This is a genomic window from Gilliamella sp. LMG 34360, assembly GCF_984568995.1.
This window is the reverse complement of the sequence record NZ_OZ474900.1, coordinates 2,167,398-2,184,523: the sequence shown is the minus strand read 5'-3', so window position 1 is coordinate 2,184,523 and position 17,126 is coordinate 2,167,398. Positions and strand designations below refer to the sequence as shown.

At 34.4% G+C, this 17,126-nt stretch carries 10 protein-coding genes; 7 read left to right on the top strand and 3 right to left on the bottom strand.

Annotated elements, in window-relative coordinates; all coding sequences use genetic code 11:
- Window positions 1-38 precede the first annotated feature (38 nt).
- Complete coding sequence (gene pyrE, locus AC5LW9_RS09855) at window positions 39-683, bottom strand: orotate phosphoribosyltransferase (protein ID WP_198228142.1); 645 nt, start codon at window positions 681-683, stop codon at window positions 39-41.
- 13 nt (window positions 684-696) lie between these two features.
- The gene (gene rph, locus AC5LW9_RS09850; protein ID WP_039127094.1) at window positions 697-1,413 is read right to left on the bottom strand and encodes a ribonuclease PH; all 717 of its coding nucleotides are present in this window, start codon (window positions 1,411-1,413) and stop codon (window positions 697-699) included.
- Window positions 1,414-1,570: 157 nt separating this feature from the next.
- Between rph and AC5LW9_RS09845 the strand changes: the two genes are divergently transcribed.
- The 3 genes from AC5LW9_RS09845 to AC5LW9_RS09835 all read left to right on the top strand — a co-directional run bounded on the left by AC5LW9_RS09845 (window position 1,571) and on the right by AC5LW9_RS09835 (window position 4,434).
- Complete coding sequence (locus AC5LW9_RS09845) at window positions 1,571-2,437, top strand: YicC/YloC family endoribonuclease (protein ID WP_144091098.1); 867 nt, start codon at window positions 1,571-1,573, stop codon at window positions 2,435-2,437.
- Between the two features lie 11 nt (window positions 2,438-2,448).
- Complete coding sequence (locus tag AC5LW9_RS09840; RefSeq protein WP_493455804.1) at window positions 2,449-3,336, top strand: DMT family transporter; 888 nt, start codon at window positions 2,449-2,451, stop codon at window positions 3,334-3,336.
- 402 nt (window positions 3,337-3,738) lie between these two features.
- On the top strand, window positions 3,739-4,434 hold the full coding sequence (locus tag AC5LW9_RS09835) for a tetratricopeptide repeat protein (protein ID WP_198228148.1): 696 nt from the start codon (window positions 3,739-3,741) through the stop codon (window positions 4,432-4,434).
- A gap of 113 nt (window positions 4,435-4,547) precedes the next feature.
- Here the strand turns inward: AC5LW9_RS09835 and AC5LW9_RS09830 are convergent, their stop codons facing one another.
- Entirely contained in the window at window positions 4,548-5,939 is a 1,392-nt protein-coding gene (locus AC5LW9_RS09830) for an MATE family efflux transporter (RefSeq protein ID WP_493455803.1), read from the bottom strand.
- Window positions 5,940-6,299: 360 nt separating this feature from the next.
- On the opposite strand from AC5LW9_RS09830, the gene yejK reads away from it, so the two are divergent.
- The 4 genes from yejK (at window position 6,300) to AC5LW9_RS09810 (ending at window position 16,944) form a co-directional block, all read left to right on the top strand.
- Window positions 6,300-7,304, top strand: a complete 1,005-nt coding sequence (yejK, locus tag AC5LW9_RS09825; protein WP_198236545.1) for a nucleoid-associated protein YejK — start codon at window positions 6,300-6,302, stop codon at window positions 7,302-7,304.
- A gap of 32 nt (window positions 7,305-7,336) precedes the next feature.
- Complete coding sequence (gene nfo, locus AC5LW9_RS09820; protein WP_198228154.1) at window positions 7,337-8,179, top strand: deoxyribonuclease IV; 843 nt, start codon at window positions 7,337-7,339, stop codon at window positions 8,177-8,179.
- 842 nt (window positions 8,180-9,021) lie between these two features.
- Window positions 9,022-12,768, top strand: a complete 3,747-nt coding sequence (locus tag AC5LW9_RS09815) for a DUF4132 domain-containing protein (RefSeq protein WP_493455802.1) — start codon at window positions 9,022-9,024, stop codon at window positions 12,766-12,768.
- A gap of 438 nt (window positions 12,769-13,206) precedes the next feature.
- Window positions 13,207-16,944 carry a DUF4132 domain-containing protein gene (locus tag AC5LW9_RS09810; RefSeq protein ID WP_493455801.1) on the top strand — a complete coding sequence of 1,246 codons (3,738 nt, stop codon included), beginning with the start codon at window positions 13,207-13,209 and terminating at the stop codon, window positions 16,942-16,944.
- Window positions 16,945-17,126: the final 182 nt, after the last annotated feature.

Sequence of the window (17,126 nt, the reverse complement as noted above, 5' to 3'; positions counted from 1 at the left end):
GTGTCCAACTTTATGGGGTCACTTCATTAAGACGCCTTTTAAATTCCATACTGAGTTCGATAGTCTTCGACCAGTTTAACTTGGTTTTTTCGTGAGGGATCTTGATAAAGATAATGAATCAAATCATCTAATGTGATAATTGAAATAACCTCGCAATGATAGGTTTGCTTTATTTCTTGAATGGCAGATAAATCACCGCGACCTTTTTCTTGACGGTCAAGGCAAATTAATACACCAGCCAGTTTTGATTGATTATCTTCTAGAATTCGCATTGATTCACGAATTGCGGTACCCGCAGTAATTACATCATCAACTAACATAACACGTTGTTGATAAATAGTACTACCAACTAGGTTACCACCTTCACCATGGTCTTTAGCTTCTTTACGGTTAAAGCAATAAGGAACATCAACATTATAGTGCTCAGATAAGGCCACTACTGTTGATGAAACAATCGGAATCCCTTTATAGGCAGGACCGAAGATGACATCATAGTTTAAATTTGCATCCATCAATGCGGCAGCATAAAAGCGACCTAATAAAGCCAAATCTTTACCTGTATTAAACAATCCTGCGTTAAAAAAGTAAGGGCTTTTTCGTCCTGACTTTAAGGTGAATTCACCAAATTTTAGTGCTTGCCTATCTAAAGCAAATTCAATAAACTCACTTTTATATGATTTCATCGATCCTCTCCAATTAATCTTTTAAGGCTTGTCTTTGTGCATCAATAATTGTTGCAATACCATTTTTTGCTAGTTCTAGCAGTTTTAATAATTCTTCATGACTGAATGGTTCACCTTCGGCAGTACCTTGTACTTCGATAATACGTCCGTCATCAGTCATAATGACATTCATATCTGTATCTGCATTGGAATCTTCAATATATTCCAAATCACATACTGCTTGACCCTCGACAATTCCAACAGACACAGCTGCAACCAATGATTTAATTGGGTTCTGTTTTAATTTACCATCAGCAATCATTTTATTAATTGCATCGTTAAGAGCAACACATGCACCAGTGATGGATGCTGTTCGTGTTCCGCCATCGGCTTGAATGACATCACAGTCTAGGGTAATGGTATATTCGCCAAGTAATTTAAGATCAATCATGGCTCTTAATGAACGGGCAATAAGTCGTTGGATTTCCATTGTACGACCTGTTTGTTTCCCTTTTGCCGCTTCACGCTGAGTTCTTGAATTGGTTGCGCGTGGCAACATGCCATATTCTGCTGTAACCCAACCTTGATTTTGACCTTTTAAAAAGCGAGGTACACTTTCCTCAACCGTTGCGTTACACAGTACTTTGGTTTCACCAAATTCAACTAATACAGAACCTTCTGCATGCTTAGTATAATGACGGGTTATTTTGATTGGGCGGACTTGTTCCGCAGCTCGACCAGACGGGCGCATGCAATTCTCCAGCTGTTATATAAAAAAATGTTTGAATTTATCATTTAGGAGGACATCAATTAAAGAAAGGATTGATGTTTAGCCTAAGCTAAGAGCGCATTATACAGAATTTATGGTACAATGCCCAGCAAGTTTTTTATAAATTTAGGATCCAATTATGATTTCAAGTATGACTGCCTATGCCCGAAAAGAAATTAACCAATCATGGGGGACGGCCTCTTGGGAGTTGCGTTCGGTTAATCAACGCTACTTAGAAACCTATATTCGTATGCCTGAACAGTTTCGATCACTTGAACCGATTATTCGAGAACGACTTCGAGGTCGATTAACACGCGGTAAAATTGAATGCAATTTACGCTTTGAACTCGATCCCGCTTCGCAGCATCAAGAATTATCTTTAAATGAGGATCTTGCAAGACAGGTTCTTAGTGCGGTTAATTGGATTAAAACTGAATATAAGTCTGGTGACGTTAATCCTATTGATGTATTACGTTGGCCGGGTGTGCTATCAGCTAAAGAGCAAAATCTTGATAGCATATCACAAGAAATCTTAGCATTATTGGATGAAGCCATTAATGAATTAATTGCTGTGCGTGAACGCGAAGGACAAGTGTTACGTGATCTTATCATCCAACGTTTAGACAGTATTACGACAGAAGTTGAAAAAATTCGTCAATGGATGCCACAAATACTCGAATGGCAAAAAGAGCGCCTCCAAAATAAATTGGCTGAAGCGAATATTGAACTCGACAAGTCAAGATTAGAACAAGAAATCGTATTGATGGCTCAACGTATTGACGTAGCTGAAGAGCTTGATCGTTTAATGACTCATGTTAAAGAAACCTACGCAATTTTAAAGAAAAACGAAGCAGTCGGGCGCAGACTCGATTTTATGATGCAAGAATTTAACCGTGAATCAAATACCATAGCGTCAAAATCAATTAATGCTGATGTAACCGCTAGCGCGATTGAACTTAAAGTCTTAATTGAACAAATCCGAGAACAAGTACAAAACATTGAATAAACTGTTATTTAATGAATAAGTATTTAGGTATTTTAGCCGTTATTTTGGCATCACTATTATGGGGCACGACAGGTACGGCAGCCACGTTTGTCCCAGCTTTATCCCCTTTATTTATCGGCTCGTTTGCTATGGGTATTGGCGGGATTTTGCAATGTGGATTGGCTACCGTTAAGATTGTTCATGATCGTGCTTTATTAGCGGTACATTGCAGATTCTTGATCGTGGGGGCACTTGCTGTAGCTATCTATCCTTTAGCATTTTATTCTTCTATGCGTTTATCTGGTGTAACCATTGGTACCGTTGTGTCTATTGGTTCAGCACCCATTTTATCGGCGATAATTGAATATTTTAGTCGTGATTTTCAACTCAATAAACAGTGGGCTATGGGTGCTTTATTGGGGATTATTGGAATGGTGATGTTAGCTTTTTCTGACAATGCAAGTACAACAATCCAATATACTCATGTTAATTTAGGTATTTTATTAGGATTAGTTGCGGGCTTGACTTACGCGCTCTATTCATGGTCAGCAAGGCAATTAATGTTAAAAGGCGTTAATACTAAAGCGGCAATGGGCGCTACTTTTGGTTGTGGGGGATTACTATTAATTCCTGTTATGTTAATAACGGGCTCTGCTTTTGTTAATTCATGGAATAACATGACAGTTGGATTTTATATGGCATTGATACCGATGTTTTTAGGTTATCGTTGCTACGGTTTTGGATTATCAAAAATCTCGGCCAGTATGGCAACAACCATTACCTTACTTGAACCCGTTATTGCTGCGATTCTTGCTATGTTAATTGTGGGTGAATGCTTATCATTAATTGGTTGGATTGGCATGCTGTTGATCTTTATTTGTCTGATTATGGTAACCTTATCAAGTTTGGCTAACAACTGAATATTTGGTATTTTTTCTTTAGCTATTTTATAAAAAAATTAATTCAATCCGCTACTCATCAATACTGTTTTTTGTCTTTTACAATTTTTTCTTTAATAAGTAAGCCAAGAATATTTTTCTAAAATAAATAACAGACCTCTTATTTTGATGAAATAGCAAAAATATTAATTATTTCTGACAGATTAAAATCAAGAAAAAATCTCTAACTCTTTCTATCTCAATAATAAAATTCATACAGATTAAATAGACCTTTCAACTTTTTACACATGTAATAAGAATTTAAAAAATAATATTTTACGATACTGGATAATTAAATAGATGTTGTTAAAATAAACAGACTATATTTTAATCAAAATATAGTAAATCATAGATAATCACAAATAATAAAAGGGGATGATAAATATGAAAAAATTACTTACTTCTGGTTTGTTATTTCTATTTTTAGCGGGACCTGCTGGTGCACAAGCAGTTAAAGAGTCATTAAAAGATGTACCTTATGATGAAGTACTAAAAATGGCAACGGAAAATAATGACCCAAAAGCGCAATATGATTTAGGTGTTCGCTACTTTCAAGGTGAGGGGGTTGAAAAAGATCCGTTGAAAGCGAGACAATGGTATGAAAAGGCAGCGGCACAAGGCCATTCTGGAGCTGAATCTAATTTAGGATATATGTATGAGAATGGCATAACAGTTGACCAAGACTATGCTAAAGCCAAAGAGTTTTATGAAAAAGGTGCTGCAAAAAATGATGAATATGCTCTATTTAATCTAGCTAGTTTATACAAAGAAGGCCGAGGTGTAGCTAAAGATCCATTAAAAGCAAAAGAATTATTTGAAAAATCAGCCGAGCTAGGTCTTGTAAATGCACAGTATCATTTAGGGGATATGTATTTAACGGGTGACGGCATAGATAAAGATCTCAATAAAGCTCGATATTGGTTTGAAAAAGCAGCCGAACAAGGGCAACCAGAATCTCAGTTTAATCTAGGGGTCATGTATGAAAATGGAGCTGCCGGTCTAACAAGAGATCATAACAAAGCAATGGAATTGATTGAAAAAGGATGTGAAGGCGGTGTAGAACATCCAATTTGTCAATGAGTTTGTTTATCGAATTAAAAATTATAATCAGTAATGTTAATAGCAATAAGTAATACGGCCTTATAAAATTTAAAAGGGGCAAAGTGCCCCTTTTGTTTTTTAATTTTAGTATATTACGGATTAACTTGTTTAGGATAATGCCGACTTTTAATCGATTTAAAATACCAGTAGAGTGCTGCATAAGCGATACCGGTTGATAAAAGGTCAGCAGTAGGTGATGATGCCCAAACTCCATCTAAATCGAAAAATAGCGGTAAAATATAAAGTGTTGGCAATAAAATTAAAATTTGTCTTGAAAGACTGAGTAAAATAGAAACTCTAGCCATACCAATACATTGGAAAAAGCTTGTTGTCACCATTTGGAACCCAACAAACGCAAATGAAAGCGTTGTATACCTTAGTGCAATAGCTGATATAGCAACTAAGTCCGCTTCAGAACTGAATGCTTTAACCAGTACATCAGGCATAAAGCAACCTAATATAAACCCAGCACTCGTGATCACAGTAGCGATTTTCACTGCGTAGAAAAAGGTCTCTTTCACACGTTTATAATTCTTTGAACCATAGTTATAGCCAATGATTGGTTGCATTCCTTGGTTAACGCCAATGACAATCATAATAATCAGCGTTATTAATCGATTTGCATTTGAATAACCGGCAATAGCATCGTCACTTGAAACATGAGAAATCGGCGCATAGTGAGTTAATTGCCAGTTTATAAATACCACTACCACAGACGCAGCAACTTGCATGGCAAATGGCGACATGCCAATCGAAAGAATCGATTTAATATATGTAATATCAAGCCTAAAATTACGACGATATAGCTTGATATTACTGTTTTTGCTAACAAAGTGCTGCATTACAAACAAAAAGCTAATGAACATCGATAAGGTGGTTGCAAAAGCTGCGCCTCGCATGCCCCAACCTAAAGCAATAATAAAAATTGGGGCAAGAATAATATTGGCAATCACGCTAATAAACATAGTTACCATAGCTTTAAAAGGATAACCACTTGCTCGCATCATATTGTTGTAGTTGAAAGTCAATGTGATAAAAATACTACCCGGCAAAAATACCTCTAAAAACTCACGAGCGTAAATATGGTTGGTTGGGCTTGAACCAATAAAATGTAAAACAGGGTCAATAAAATAAAGCAATAACGCTAAAGTTATACCACTAAGTACCGCCGTTAACATGAACGAAGTACCAGCAACTTTTTCGGCTTTATCGATTTCGCCTCGACCTAAAAATATAGAAATACGGCTCGCCGAACCAATACCTACTAACATACCAATACCCGCAGCAAAATTCATAACGGGTAAAATAATGCCTGCACCACTCAATGCTTCGCGCCCAATCCAATGCCCAATAAAAACCCCATCAATAATGTTATACAGGGTATTGACGGTTGTCCCAATAATGGAGGGAAGTGCATATTGCCAAAATAATAAACTGATTTTTTTATTCTTAAAATCATTATAAATATCTTGAGGATTTGCCATATTATTTATTCCAAATATAACAGGTTGTAAAAAAGTTTCAGATTAACATTACGTTTCAGTAAAAAATATTATTGTTAATTACATTATTTATCACTATGCTAATGGCACTTATGAAGTTGTCTTATCAAAAATGAGTTGGTGAGGTTTTTTAGCCGCTAAGACTCAAGTTATCGTTATTAATATTTCTTAAATACCATTAGATTTTGTAAAGAAGTTTCAGGTTAACTATACGTTTTAGTATAAAATCTAACTAATTATCATTTGTTATCTAATCAGACTAATAAATTGTGGATAGCACTTTTTTAGTGCTTTGATAAAATAGTGGTAGTCTTACTTTTGCCATCCAAACAGGAATTCTAAATGAGTGTACAAATAGAAAAAGTTATTTTACATAAATTAATCAGAAAAAATGACACTGAAATTGAACTGCAACTTCGTGATTCAATGCTAAGCAATCAACAAGCGGTTGTCAATTTAATTGAGGATATTAACCGTATTTATAATAATAAAAGCAAAGCTTATGGGCTCTTTAATAGTGAAAGTCTGTTTGAACAATCGCTTAAAGAATTACGTTTAGGCAACCAAGATTTTTTGCATTTTAGTCAAGAATCGACCAAGCAATTACGCAATGAACTCGCTAAATACCCGTTTGCCGAAGGTGGCACGGTGGTCTTTTGTCATTATCGTTATCTTGCTGTTGAATACTTAATTATTGCAGTATTAAATAGCTGTTCAAGTATGTTAGTTAATGAACAGCTTGATATAACCGAAACCCAATATTTGGATATTGATCATGCCGATATTATTGCACGAATTGATATCACTGAATGGGAAACCACACCAGATTCAAAACGCTATTTAACCTTTTTAAAAGGGAGAGTTGGGCGCAAAGTGTCTGACTTTTTTATGGACTATTTAGGCGCCAGTGAAGGATTAGATGCGAAAGCTCAAAATAAAACTTTAGTGAAAGCGGTTGATGACTATTGCCAAGAAATGCAATTTGATAAACAAGACAAAACCAGCGCCCGTGAAAATGTCTATAATTATTGTCAAGCTCAATTACAAGCAGGCGAAGAGATCGAACTCAAAAATCTGGCTAATGAATTGCCGGCTAATGGTGAAAATAATTTTGCTGAATTTGTAAAAAATAGCGATTACGATTTAGAAGAGACCTTTCCAGTTGATCGTAGTGCACTGCGTCAACTCAAAAAATTCTCAGGTAGTGGCGGTGGATTAACCTTAAGTTTTGATTCTGACTTATTAGGTGAACGAATTAAATGGGATCAGCAAACTGATACACTAGTGATTAAAGGTGTTCCACCAAATTTACGCGATCAATTACAACGTAATAGCGGTTCAAAATAATCATCACATCCAATTATCAGGAACATAAAAATATGAAATACATTGGTGCACATGTTAGCGCAGCAGGGGGAGTTGATAATGCTCCAATCAACGCCTATCAAATTGGCGCAACAGCTTTTGCCTTATTTACAAAAAATCAAAGACAATGGCATGCTAAGCCACTTGAATCAGCCATGATTGATAGCTTTAAAAAACGCTGTGAACGGTATGGCTTTACCAGTAAACAGATCTTACCGCATGATAGTTACCTGATAAATCTAGGTAGTCCTGACAATGAGCAACTCGAAAAATCACGAACGGCTTTTTTAGATGAGATGCAACGCTGTGAACAGTTGGGACTCACCTTATTAAACTTTCATCCGGGTAGTCACTTACAAAAAATATCGGTTGATGACTGTTTAGCGCGTATTGCTGAATCGATAAATATCACTTTAGATAAAACCAAAAACGTGGTTGCTGTGATTGAAAATACGGCTGGGCAAGGATCTAACTTAGGTTATAAGTTTGAACATCTAGCACAAATCATTGACAAAGTTGAAGATAAAACTCGTGTGGGTGTTTGTATTGATACCTGTCATGCCTTTGCTGCTGGTTATGATTTACGTACCGAAAAAGCCTGTAAAGAAACGTTTGATGAATTTGAAAAGATTGTTGGCTTTAAATATTTACGGGGCATGCATTTAAACGATGCCAAAAGTGAACTCGCCAGCCATGTTGACCGCCATGACAGTTTAGGTAAAGGTAACATCGGTCAAACAGCATTTAAATTTATCATGCAAGATCCGCGAATTGACGAAATACCGCTCATTCTTGAAACCATTGACCCAGATATTTGGGCTCAGGAGATTGCTTGGTTAAAAGAGCAAGCTAAGTAGTGAGAATGAAAAAAACGATAACAAATTAATCAAAAAATAATGATGATTAGTTTATTGCTCTTATTAAATTGTGGTGTTTATGCTCACAAGCGCCACAAAACCAAGCTCCATCTATCCCTAACATTACATATATCACACTTAATATAATTGAATATCTAGCCAATGAATTAGCTTTCGATTACACGTTACTCTTGATAAATATTACTTTTTATTATTTTTATGGCAAAAGTTGTTGGCAAAAACTATCTTTTTAATTTAAAAATAAAATCAATAATATTAAAAAAATTTAATAGAAATGGATCATTTAGTTATTTGGTTGCAACCGTTTGTTTAATAAAAGGAATAAAGAAATAAAATGTTAAACAAATTAGTATATTTTCTGTTTATGTTTTTGCCTTATCATTTTTCATCTCTATCCATCCATTACATGAATATTTTATACCTAGATGTGATTATCGACATTAATGTGAGAGTGGAGTGTAATTAAAAGTAGTAATACTTTTTTATCATTTTGCATATTAAAAACTTTAAGTTTAGGCTCGATAACAGAAATGGCTCGAGTACAAATAATCTTTAATGTATTACAATCAAGAAAAAAATAACTTAATTAAATACAACTAAAAAATAGTATAAAATATATAGCTTTAACTTGTAGCCATTTTTGGATGATGCCCAATAAACTTATCTAGTCATTATGAAATGATTTGTAATGATTTACATCGTTTTATATTTATTTAAATGGCAAAATTGAATTAGAATAAGTCGCGATTAAAAAGCTACAAATAAGTTGCAAATACAAATGGATACCCAAGATTTGAGCCTTAATAGGAAAATAAAGGAATATGAAAGAAATAAAACAATTATCAACTAAAACTCACACATCCGAAGAATTAATTACCGTTATCTTTAAGCCATTAAGTGAACAAGATAAATCTTTACCAACACGGATAACACAATATATCTTGTATGGTGATGAAATTGATGTATTAGTCGATTTAGAGAAATTATGTCAAATACCTAATAAGGCAAATGATCTTTATGAATTATTGCAAAGCCCCTCAGGTATTTATCGTTCACGTTTTTATTACTTTAGTTATGAGAAACTTCATCCATCATTTAAAGCTCGCATTGACGTGTATAAGTCTTGGACCGATATTTATACACCAGAACAAATAATTCGATTTGCCCGAGTTTTTGCCACTTTAATTGACCATTTACATTTTATTAAACGTATAAACGAGCAAATCCCATCATGGTTTCTCTATTTGTTATATGATGGACTGATTACCACGTTACCATCTTATGATGATTGCGAAAACGAAAATGGAATTATTGAACGTGAAAATTGGTCAGTACAACAATTACATCAATTTCTTGAAATTGAACAAGCAGGATTAGGTGAAAAGTTACTATTTGCCATTTTTGACCGTCAAAATATTCCTGTTATACGTGTTGGTTTATTTAAATATTTTAACCGATTGAATGGATTATTGAGTTATATTCAAGAACGAATTGAATTATTTAAGCAGCTCCCCTCACTCGGTTTAGCACTTTTTGGGCAGATTGATCAACTTAAATATATTCAACGATATCCAAAGCTTCAGTTGCAACTAGTTGATTTTCTTGCAATGCAGGCGTTAAATACATCCAAACAGGTGAATCAATTAGCTATAGAAATACTATTTAACTTACCACATGAGCTGGTTCAACCCCAATTACAACACTTTTTAACTTCAGGCTCGGCTAAGGAGCGCGCTAATGCCGCAATATTACTCTCTCGAATCATTTCTGAACCGACAATTTTACAGCAAGCTTTAGCCAACGAAACTAATAAAACAGTTATTGCTACCATTGAAAGTGCTTTATCGAGATTAGAAAGTGCCAATGAAGCCAAACAGCAAGCTGAGCTAGTTATTCCTGATTTTGAACCAATTAGTGATACACCATTACCAATCACTGCTCGTGATGTTTTACAGCAAAATTTTGACGAGTTCCTTATCGAATGTAAAAGAGCGATGCAAAATGAGCTAGAGGAAAACAAAGAAAATAATACATCATGGAGTTATAATCAGTACCGTTATAAAAGGTTGAAAACAGTGACGTTAAAGTCTCTTGATAAGGTCTTTGAATATTTAAATGGTAAAATCGATCGCTCAGCATTATACAAAGAAATTGACGAGAAAATTGATTTTGATTTTTTACTTATTAAAAATCGATTATCAAACTTACCAGAATTTTCTTTATTTCACTTATTTCGAATGAGACGATTAATTGATGATTCAAGTGTTACTTATTATTTTAATCGATTATACGAAAACTATGACGTTGTTAAAAATGCCGATCTTAGACAAATAGCTGATGTGTTTAAAAAAATTAATATCATTCCAGATGTTGAATATACAATTGCACTACCGTTTTTAAGCAGTGATGTTTTTCACGATATTTATGAAAATGAACCCTATAAATTGTGGGCTTTTTTTGCTGAAAATGAGTTTTTAATTGATGAAGCATTGGGTTTTGCTCCTCCACAATTCGCTCAGTCTCGTTATGATCGTATTGATAGAGTTTGTATCATAAAAATATTACAGCTATTTCCAACTATTCCAGCTAAATATGTCGCTTATCTATTTGAATTAGCTTTAGGTGAAAGTAAGCAGATACGTTATGTAGCGCAAGATGCCTTAAGACAGATCCCCAATATACATAATCAAATTGAACAAGCCTTATCCTCCGCAAAACAAGAGGTACGTATAGTTGCCGCTAATTGGTTGGCCGAGTTAGGAAAAACAAGCTCGATTAAAGCACTAAATGCTGCACTAAAAAAAGAGAAACGCGAAACAGTACAAGCAGCAATATTGATTGCGCTCGAAAAATTTGGTGAAGACATTAGTCAGCACTTAACGCCGAAAAAGTTATTGGCTGATGCCCAGAAAGGTTTAAAAGGTAAAATACCAACCGATTTTGATTGGTTTGATTTTAACTTAATACCGACGTTAACTTGGCAAAATGGTAAGACAGTTGAACCACAAATTATTGAGTGGTGGATCTGCTTAGCGGTCAAATTAAGAGATCCGTCTAATCTACTGTTAACAGTTTATAATCGATTGTTAAGCACCCAAAGTCAGCGACAATTAGGCGAATTTATTTTACAAAGTTTCATTAATCAAGATACCCGAACGCCAACACTGGAAGAGGCAGAGGCCAAAGCCAGCTTAGAGGCCAATAAACGATTGCAAGACTATATTGGATATTATCAGCGCTATCCAAAACAATTTTCTAGATACCAAAATATTACTTATGAGCAGGTTTTTGAAGAAATCAAAAATGAAACATTAGCAATCTATCTTGGCTCAGCCATTAAATCAAAAGGAATATTAGCATTAACCTGTGGTATTGAAGGCTCTATTGCAGTGTCTCTCTTACGCAGTTTTATGAAAAATCATTATCAACGTCGAGCACAAATTGAAGCGATGCTTGAACCACTGGCAAACAGTGATGATCCTATGATTATTCAACTATTATTGTCATTAGCTCGTCGCTATCGTACGGCATCCATTCAAGAAAAGGCCAGATATTTGGTAGAAAGTATTGCTGAACGTTCAGGCTGGAGTACAGAAGAACTGGCAGACCGCACCATATCGACGGCAGGATTAGATGATAATGGCTTGTTAATTCTTGATTATGGTGAGCGTACCTTTACTGTTAGTTTAGATGAACAATTTAAATGGCAATTGAAAAATGCTAATGGAGAAAAGATCAAAGCATTACCTGAAGCACGTAAAAGCGAAAACCCTGAATTAGTTAAAGAAGCCAAAAAACAGTTCAGCAATAGTAAAAAAGAGCTTAATCAATTGCTCACTATGCAAATTGGCCGTTTTTACGAAGCTATGTGTGCCGAGCGTCAATGGCGAGTAGAAGATTGGCAAAAATATCTGCAACCACACCCGATTGTGGGACGATTTATTCAACGTTTAGTTTGGTTACAATTGGATAATAACGGTCAGATTGTCAATAGTTTCAGGCCAACTGAAGATGGTAGCTTAATAACCAATCAAGATGACGAAATCTTACTTGATCAAAATCACTTTATAACTGTTGCCCATTCGGCGTTACTAGCAAGTGATGATATAGCTCAATGGCAAGCGCATCTTAAAGATTACAAAATAACCCCATTGTTTGAGCAGTTTAATCATGCATTTCCAGAGATAAGCAAATTTAACGATGGCGTTATTGATGACCGTTTAGGCTGGTTAACCGACAGTTTTACCATTCGTGGTATTTTAACCAAATTGAGTTATGAGCGTGATACTACTGAAGATAGCGGATGTTTTTATGGTTATCATAAATACTTTGGCAGTTTAGGTATTTATATCAATATTGAATTCAGTGGCAGCATGCTACCTGAGGAAAATATTCCAGTAGTGCTTTATAATCTTTATTTCACCAATAAAGAAGGCTATAAAGATAGAGCAATTGCACTCAATAAACTACCTAAGGTGTTATTAGCCGAAGGTTATGCTAATTATATGGCGGTGGCAAAAGCCTGTAGTGGTTTTGATCCTAATTGGAAAGATAAATTAATATGGTAAAACATGGTCAAAATCTGATGAAACACATCATTCTTGATTTGGTTATGGGTTATATGATTGTCGAGATTAGTGTACAAAAGTATTGCTACTAAAAGTAGTAATACTTATTTACCATTTTCGATGTTAAACATTTTAGTTTTAAGTAGATAATAGAAATGGATCGCATAAAAATATTATGTAATGCATTAAAGTAAAAAATAAATTTATTGAATAAAACTAAAACTAATAAGGAATATAAAATTCCAGCTCGTAGCCATTATTTGATAACGTCCAATAAACTTATCAAACATTAAGAATTGATGTGTATTGACTTAGATAGTTTTATATTTATTTAAATGGCGACATTAGATTGGAATGAATAGCGATTAAAAGTTATAAATATGCTGAAATTATAAATGGATACCTAAGATTTGAATCTTAATGAGAAAACAAAGGAATATGAAAACAACTGAACAATTATCAACAAGTCCACATAAATCTAGACACTTAATTAGCATTATCTTTGGTCTATTAAGTAACTTTGACGAATCTTTCCCAAAAAGGATCACACAATATATCTTGTATGGAGATGAACTTGATGTGTTGACCGATTTTGATAAATTATGCCAAATACCCGATAATGCTAATGAAATTTATCAATTATTGAGAAGCCTTTATGGTTATCATGATTCATGGGATAAATATGAATTAAAGAGTTATGCGTCGACACAAGGCTGTATTGATTTTTATAAGCTTTTGACGGATGTTTATACACCAGAACAAATCATTCGATTTGATCGGTTTTTTGCCATTTTATGTAAGTATTTAGGTTTTATTAAACATATAGATAAGCAAATCCCCTCATGTTTTATCTATCTGTTATATGATGGACTGCTCATCACTATCTTTAACCCATTAAGTGAATTAGACAAGTCTTTACCAGAACGGATAACGCAATATATCTTGCATGGTGATGAACTTGATGTGTTAGACGATTTTGATAAATTATGCCAAATACCCGATAATGCTAATGACATTTATGACTTATTGAGAAGACCTTCTGATTATTATAGTACATGGGATGAATTTGAACCAAAAACTCATCCATCGGTAAAAGCTCGTATTGATTTTTATAAGTTTTGGACGGATGTTTATACACCAGAGCAAATCATTCGATTTGCCCGGGTTTTAGCCATTTTATGTGACCATTTAGATTTTATTAAACATATAAGTAAGCAAACTCCATCATGGTTTATCTATCTGTTATATGATGGACTGATTACTCAGTTACCACCTTATTATGAAGAATATTGTATAAACGGAATTTATTTGCGCAAAAGTTGGTCAGTCTACCAATTACATCAATTACTTGAAATTGAACAAGAAGGATTAGGCGATAAGTTGCTGTTCGCGATTTTTGACCGTAAATATATTACTTTTATTGCTGTTGATCGTTATCAATTTTTTGGATATTTTACGCAGTTGGATGGGTTATTGAGTTATATTCAAGAACGCATTGAATTATTTAAACAACTCCCCTCACTGGGTTTAGCGCCTTTAGGACAGATAGAACAACTTAAATACATTCAAAGATATCCAAAGCTTCAGTTGCAATTGGTTGATTTTATTGCCATGCAGGCGTTAAATTCTTTCAAGCAGGTTAGCCAATTAGCCACAGAAATGCTATTTAATTTACCACATGAACGGATTCAACCCCAATTACAACACTTTTTAACTTCAGGAGTGGCTAAAGAGCGTGCTCATGCCGCAATATTGCTCTCTCGAATCATTCTTGAACCGACAATTTTACTACAGGCTTTAGCTAACGAAAGAGATGAAACAGTTATAGCTACCATTAAAATTGCTTTATTGAAATTAGAAACTAGCAATACAGTTAAACAGCAAGCTAATTTAATTATTCCTGTTTTTGAACCACTTGTTGACACGCCATTGCCAATCACAGCTCGTGATATTTTACAACAGAATTTTGACGAACACCTTATCGAATGTAAAAAATTGATGGAAAATGAGCTAGCGGAAAACAGAGAAAATAATACATCATGGGATTATGAAAAAAACCGTTATAAATTGTTGCAAACAGTGACATCAAAGTCTCTGGATATTATCTTTGATTATTTGAATGGTAAAATCGATCACTCAACATTATTCAAAAAACTTGATAAGAAAATTGATGTTAGTTTTTTAGCAACTAAAGATCGACTATCAAATTTACCTGAATTTTCTTTATACCACTTATTTAGAATGACACTCTTAATTAAAGATAGACATGATTGTCTCTATTTTCAAAATGTATACGCAAAATATGACATTGTTAAAAATTTCGATCTTAGACAAGTAGCTGATGTGTTGTTAAAAATTAATATTATTCCTGATGTTAAGTATAAAATCGCTTGGGTGTTTTTATCTAGTGATTATTTTCATAACATTTATGAGAATGAACCCTATAAATTATGGGCTTTTTTTGCTGAAAATGAATTTTTAATTGATGAAGCATTGGGTTTGGCTCCTCAACAAACATCTTATTTTATTAATAAAGCTTATCCCATAAAAATATTACAGATGTTTCCAACGATTCCAGCGAAATATGTCGCTTATCTGTTTGAATTAGCTTTAAACGAAAGTAAATATACACAACATAAACTGTATGTCTTAAGACCAAACCTCAATATAGATAATCAAGTACGTTATGCAGCGCAAGATACTTTAAGGCAGATCCTCAATATACATATTCAAGTTGAAAAAGCTTTATCTTCTCCGAAACAAAAGGTACGTATTGCCGCAGCTAATTGGTTGGCCGAGTTAGGACAAAAAAGCTCAATTAATGCATTAAATGCTGTGCTAAAAAATGAGAAATGCGAAACAGTACAAGCGGTGATACTGGTTGCATTGGAAAAAATGGGTGAAGATATTAGTCAGCACTTAACTGCAAAAAAATTATTGGCGGATGCCCAACAAGGCTTAAAAGGTAAAATACCCACCGGGCTTGATTGGTTTGATTTTAACTTAATACCAACGTTAACTTGGCAAAATGGTGATAAAGTTGATTCACAGATTATTGAGTGGTGGATCTGTTTAGCGTTCAAATTAAAAGATCCGATTAATCCGCTGTTAACGATCTATAATCGCTTATTAAGCCCCCAAAGTCAGCAGCAATTAGGCGAATTTATTTTACAAATTTTTATTAAGCAAGATACCCGAACGCCAACGCTGGAAGAGGCGGAAGCCAAAGCCAGTTCAGAGGCTGATAAACGCTTGCAACAACGTATTTTAAGTTATCAGCGCTATCCAGAATTTTATTCTGACTATAAAGATATAACTTATGAGCAGGTTGTTGGAGACATTAAAAATGAAACATTAACCACCTATCTTGGCTCAGCCATTAAAGCAAAAGGAATATTAGCGTTAACCTATGGTATTGAAGAAAGTGTAGCGGTGTCACTCTTAATTAACCGTTTTTACCAAGCCATGTGTGCCAAGCGTCGATGGCGAGTGAAGGATTGGCAAAAATATTTACAACATCATCCACTGGTAAGTCGATTAATTCAAGATTTAGTTTGGTTACAATTAGATAAAAATGGTCAGCTCATCAATAGTTTTAGGTCTAATGAAAAAGGCTACTTTACGACGAATGAATATGGTGCAGAAGTTTTACTCTATGAAAATCAATTTATTACCGTTGCTCATTCAGCTTTACTCTCAAGTGATGATACCGCACAATGGCAAGCGTATCTTAAAGAATACAAAGTAAATACATTGTTTGATCAGTTTAGTACTTCATTACCCGATATGAGTAAATTTAAAAATGGTATTATTGATGACCGTTTAGGCTGGTTAACCGATAGTTTTACCTTACGTGATGTTTTAAAGAAATTGGGTTACGAGCGTGATAATGCTGAAGATGGCGGATGTTTTTATAGTTACTATAAATACTTTGACACTCTCAATATCTATATCAATATTGAATTCAGTGGCAGCATGCTACCTGAAGAAAATATTCCAGCAGTACTCTATACCCTTTATTTCAGTAATAAAAAAGGTTTCAAAGATAGCGCAATTGCGCTTGATAAACTACCCAAAGTGTTATTAGCCGAAGGTTATGCTAACTATATAGCAGTAGCCGACGCATCCAATGGTTTTGACCCTAATTGGCAAAATAAAGTGATATGGGATACATGACTAGAAGTTGAGGGATCAGGTTTTTCTTGATTGCAATGCGGGGTTACATGATTTAGAACAGTTAATACCTGAACGGATTCGTCATTAAATTTTATATGACAAAGATGCCATGGTTCTTGATGATCGAAAGGTATTATCAAAAACAAATAAATATGATAAACGGATTTATAGACTGTTTAGTA

Excerpts from the sequence above, each read along its gene's own strand:
- pyrE (WP_198228142.1), bottom strand. The coding sequence starts at position 683 with ATGAAATCATATAAAAGTGAGTTTATTGAATTTGCTTTAGATAGGCAA.
- rph (WP_039127094.1), bottom strand. The coding sequence starts at position 1,413 with ATGCGCCCGTCTGGTCGAGCTGCGGAACAAGTCCGCCCAATCAAAATA.
- AC5LW9_RS09845 (WP_144091098.1), top strand. The coding sequence starts at position 1,571 with ATGATTTCAAGTATGACTGCCTATGCCCGAAAAGAAATTAACCAATCA.
- AC5LW9_RS09840 (WP_493455804.1), top strand. The coding sequence starts at position 2,449 with ATGAATAAGTATTTAGGTATTTTAGCCGTTATTTTGGCATCACTATTA.
- AC5LW9_RS09835 (WP_198228148.1), top strand. The coding sequence starts at position 3,739 with ATGAAAAAATTACTTACTTCTGGTTTGTTATTTCTATTTTTAGCGGGA.
- AC5LW9_RS09830 (WP_493455803.1), bottom strand. The coding sequence starts at position 5,939 with ATGGCAAATCCTCAAGATATTTATAATGATTTTAAGAATAAAAAAATC.
- yejK (WP_198236545.1), top strand. The coding sequence starts at position 6,300 with ATGAGTGTACAAATAGAAAAAGTTATTTTACATAAATTAATCAGAAAA.
- nfo (WP_198228154.1), top strand. The coding sequence starts at position 7,337 with ATGAAATACATTGGTGCACATGTTAGCGCAGCAGGGGGAGTTGATAAT.
- AC5LW9_RS09815 (WP_493455802.1), top strand. The coding sequence starts at position 9,022 with ATGAAAGAAATAAAACAATTATCAACTAAAACTCACACATCCGAAGAA.
- AC5LW9_RS09810 (WP_493455801.1), top strand. The coding sequence starts at position 13,207 with ATGAAAACAACTGAACAATTATCAACAAGTCCACATAAATCTAGACAC.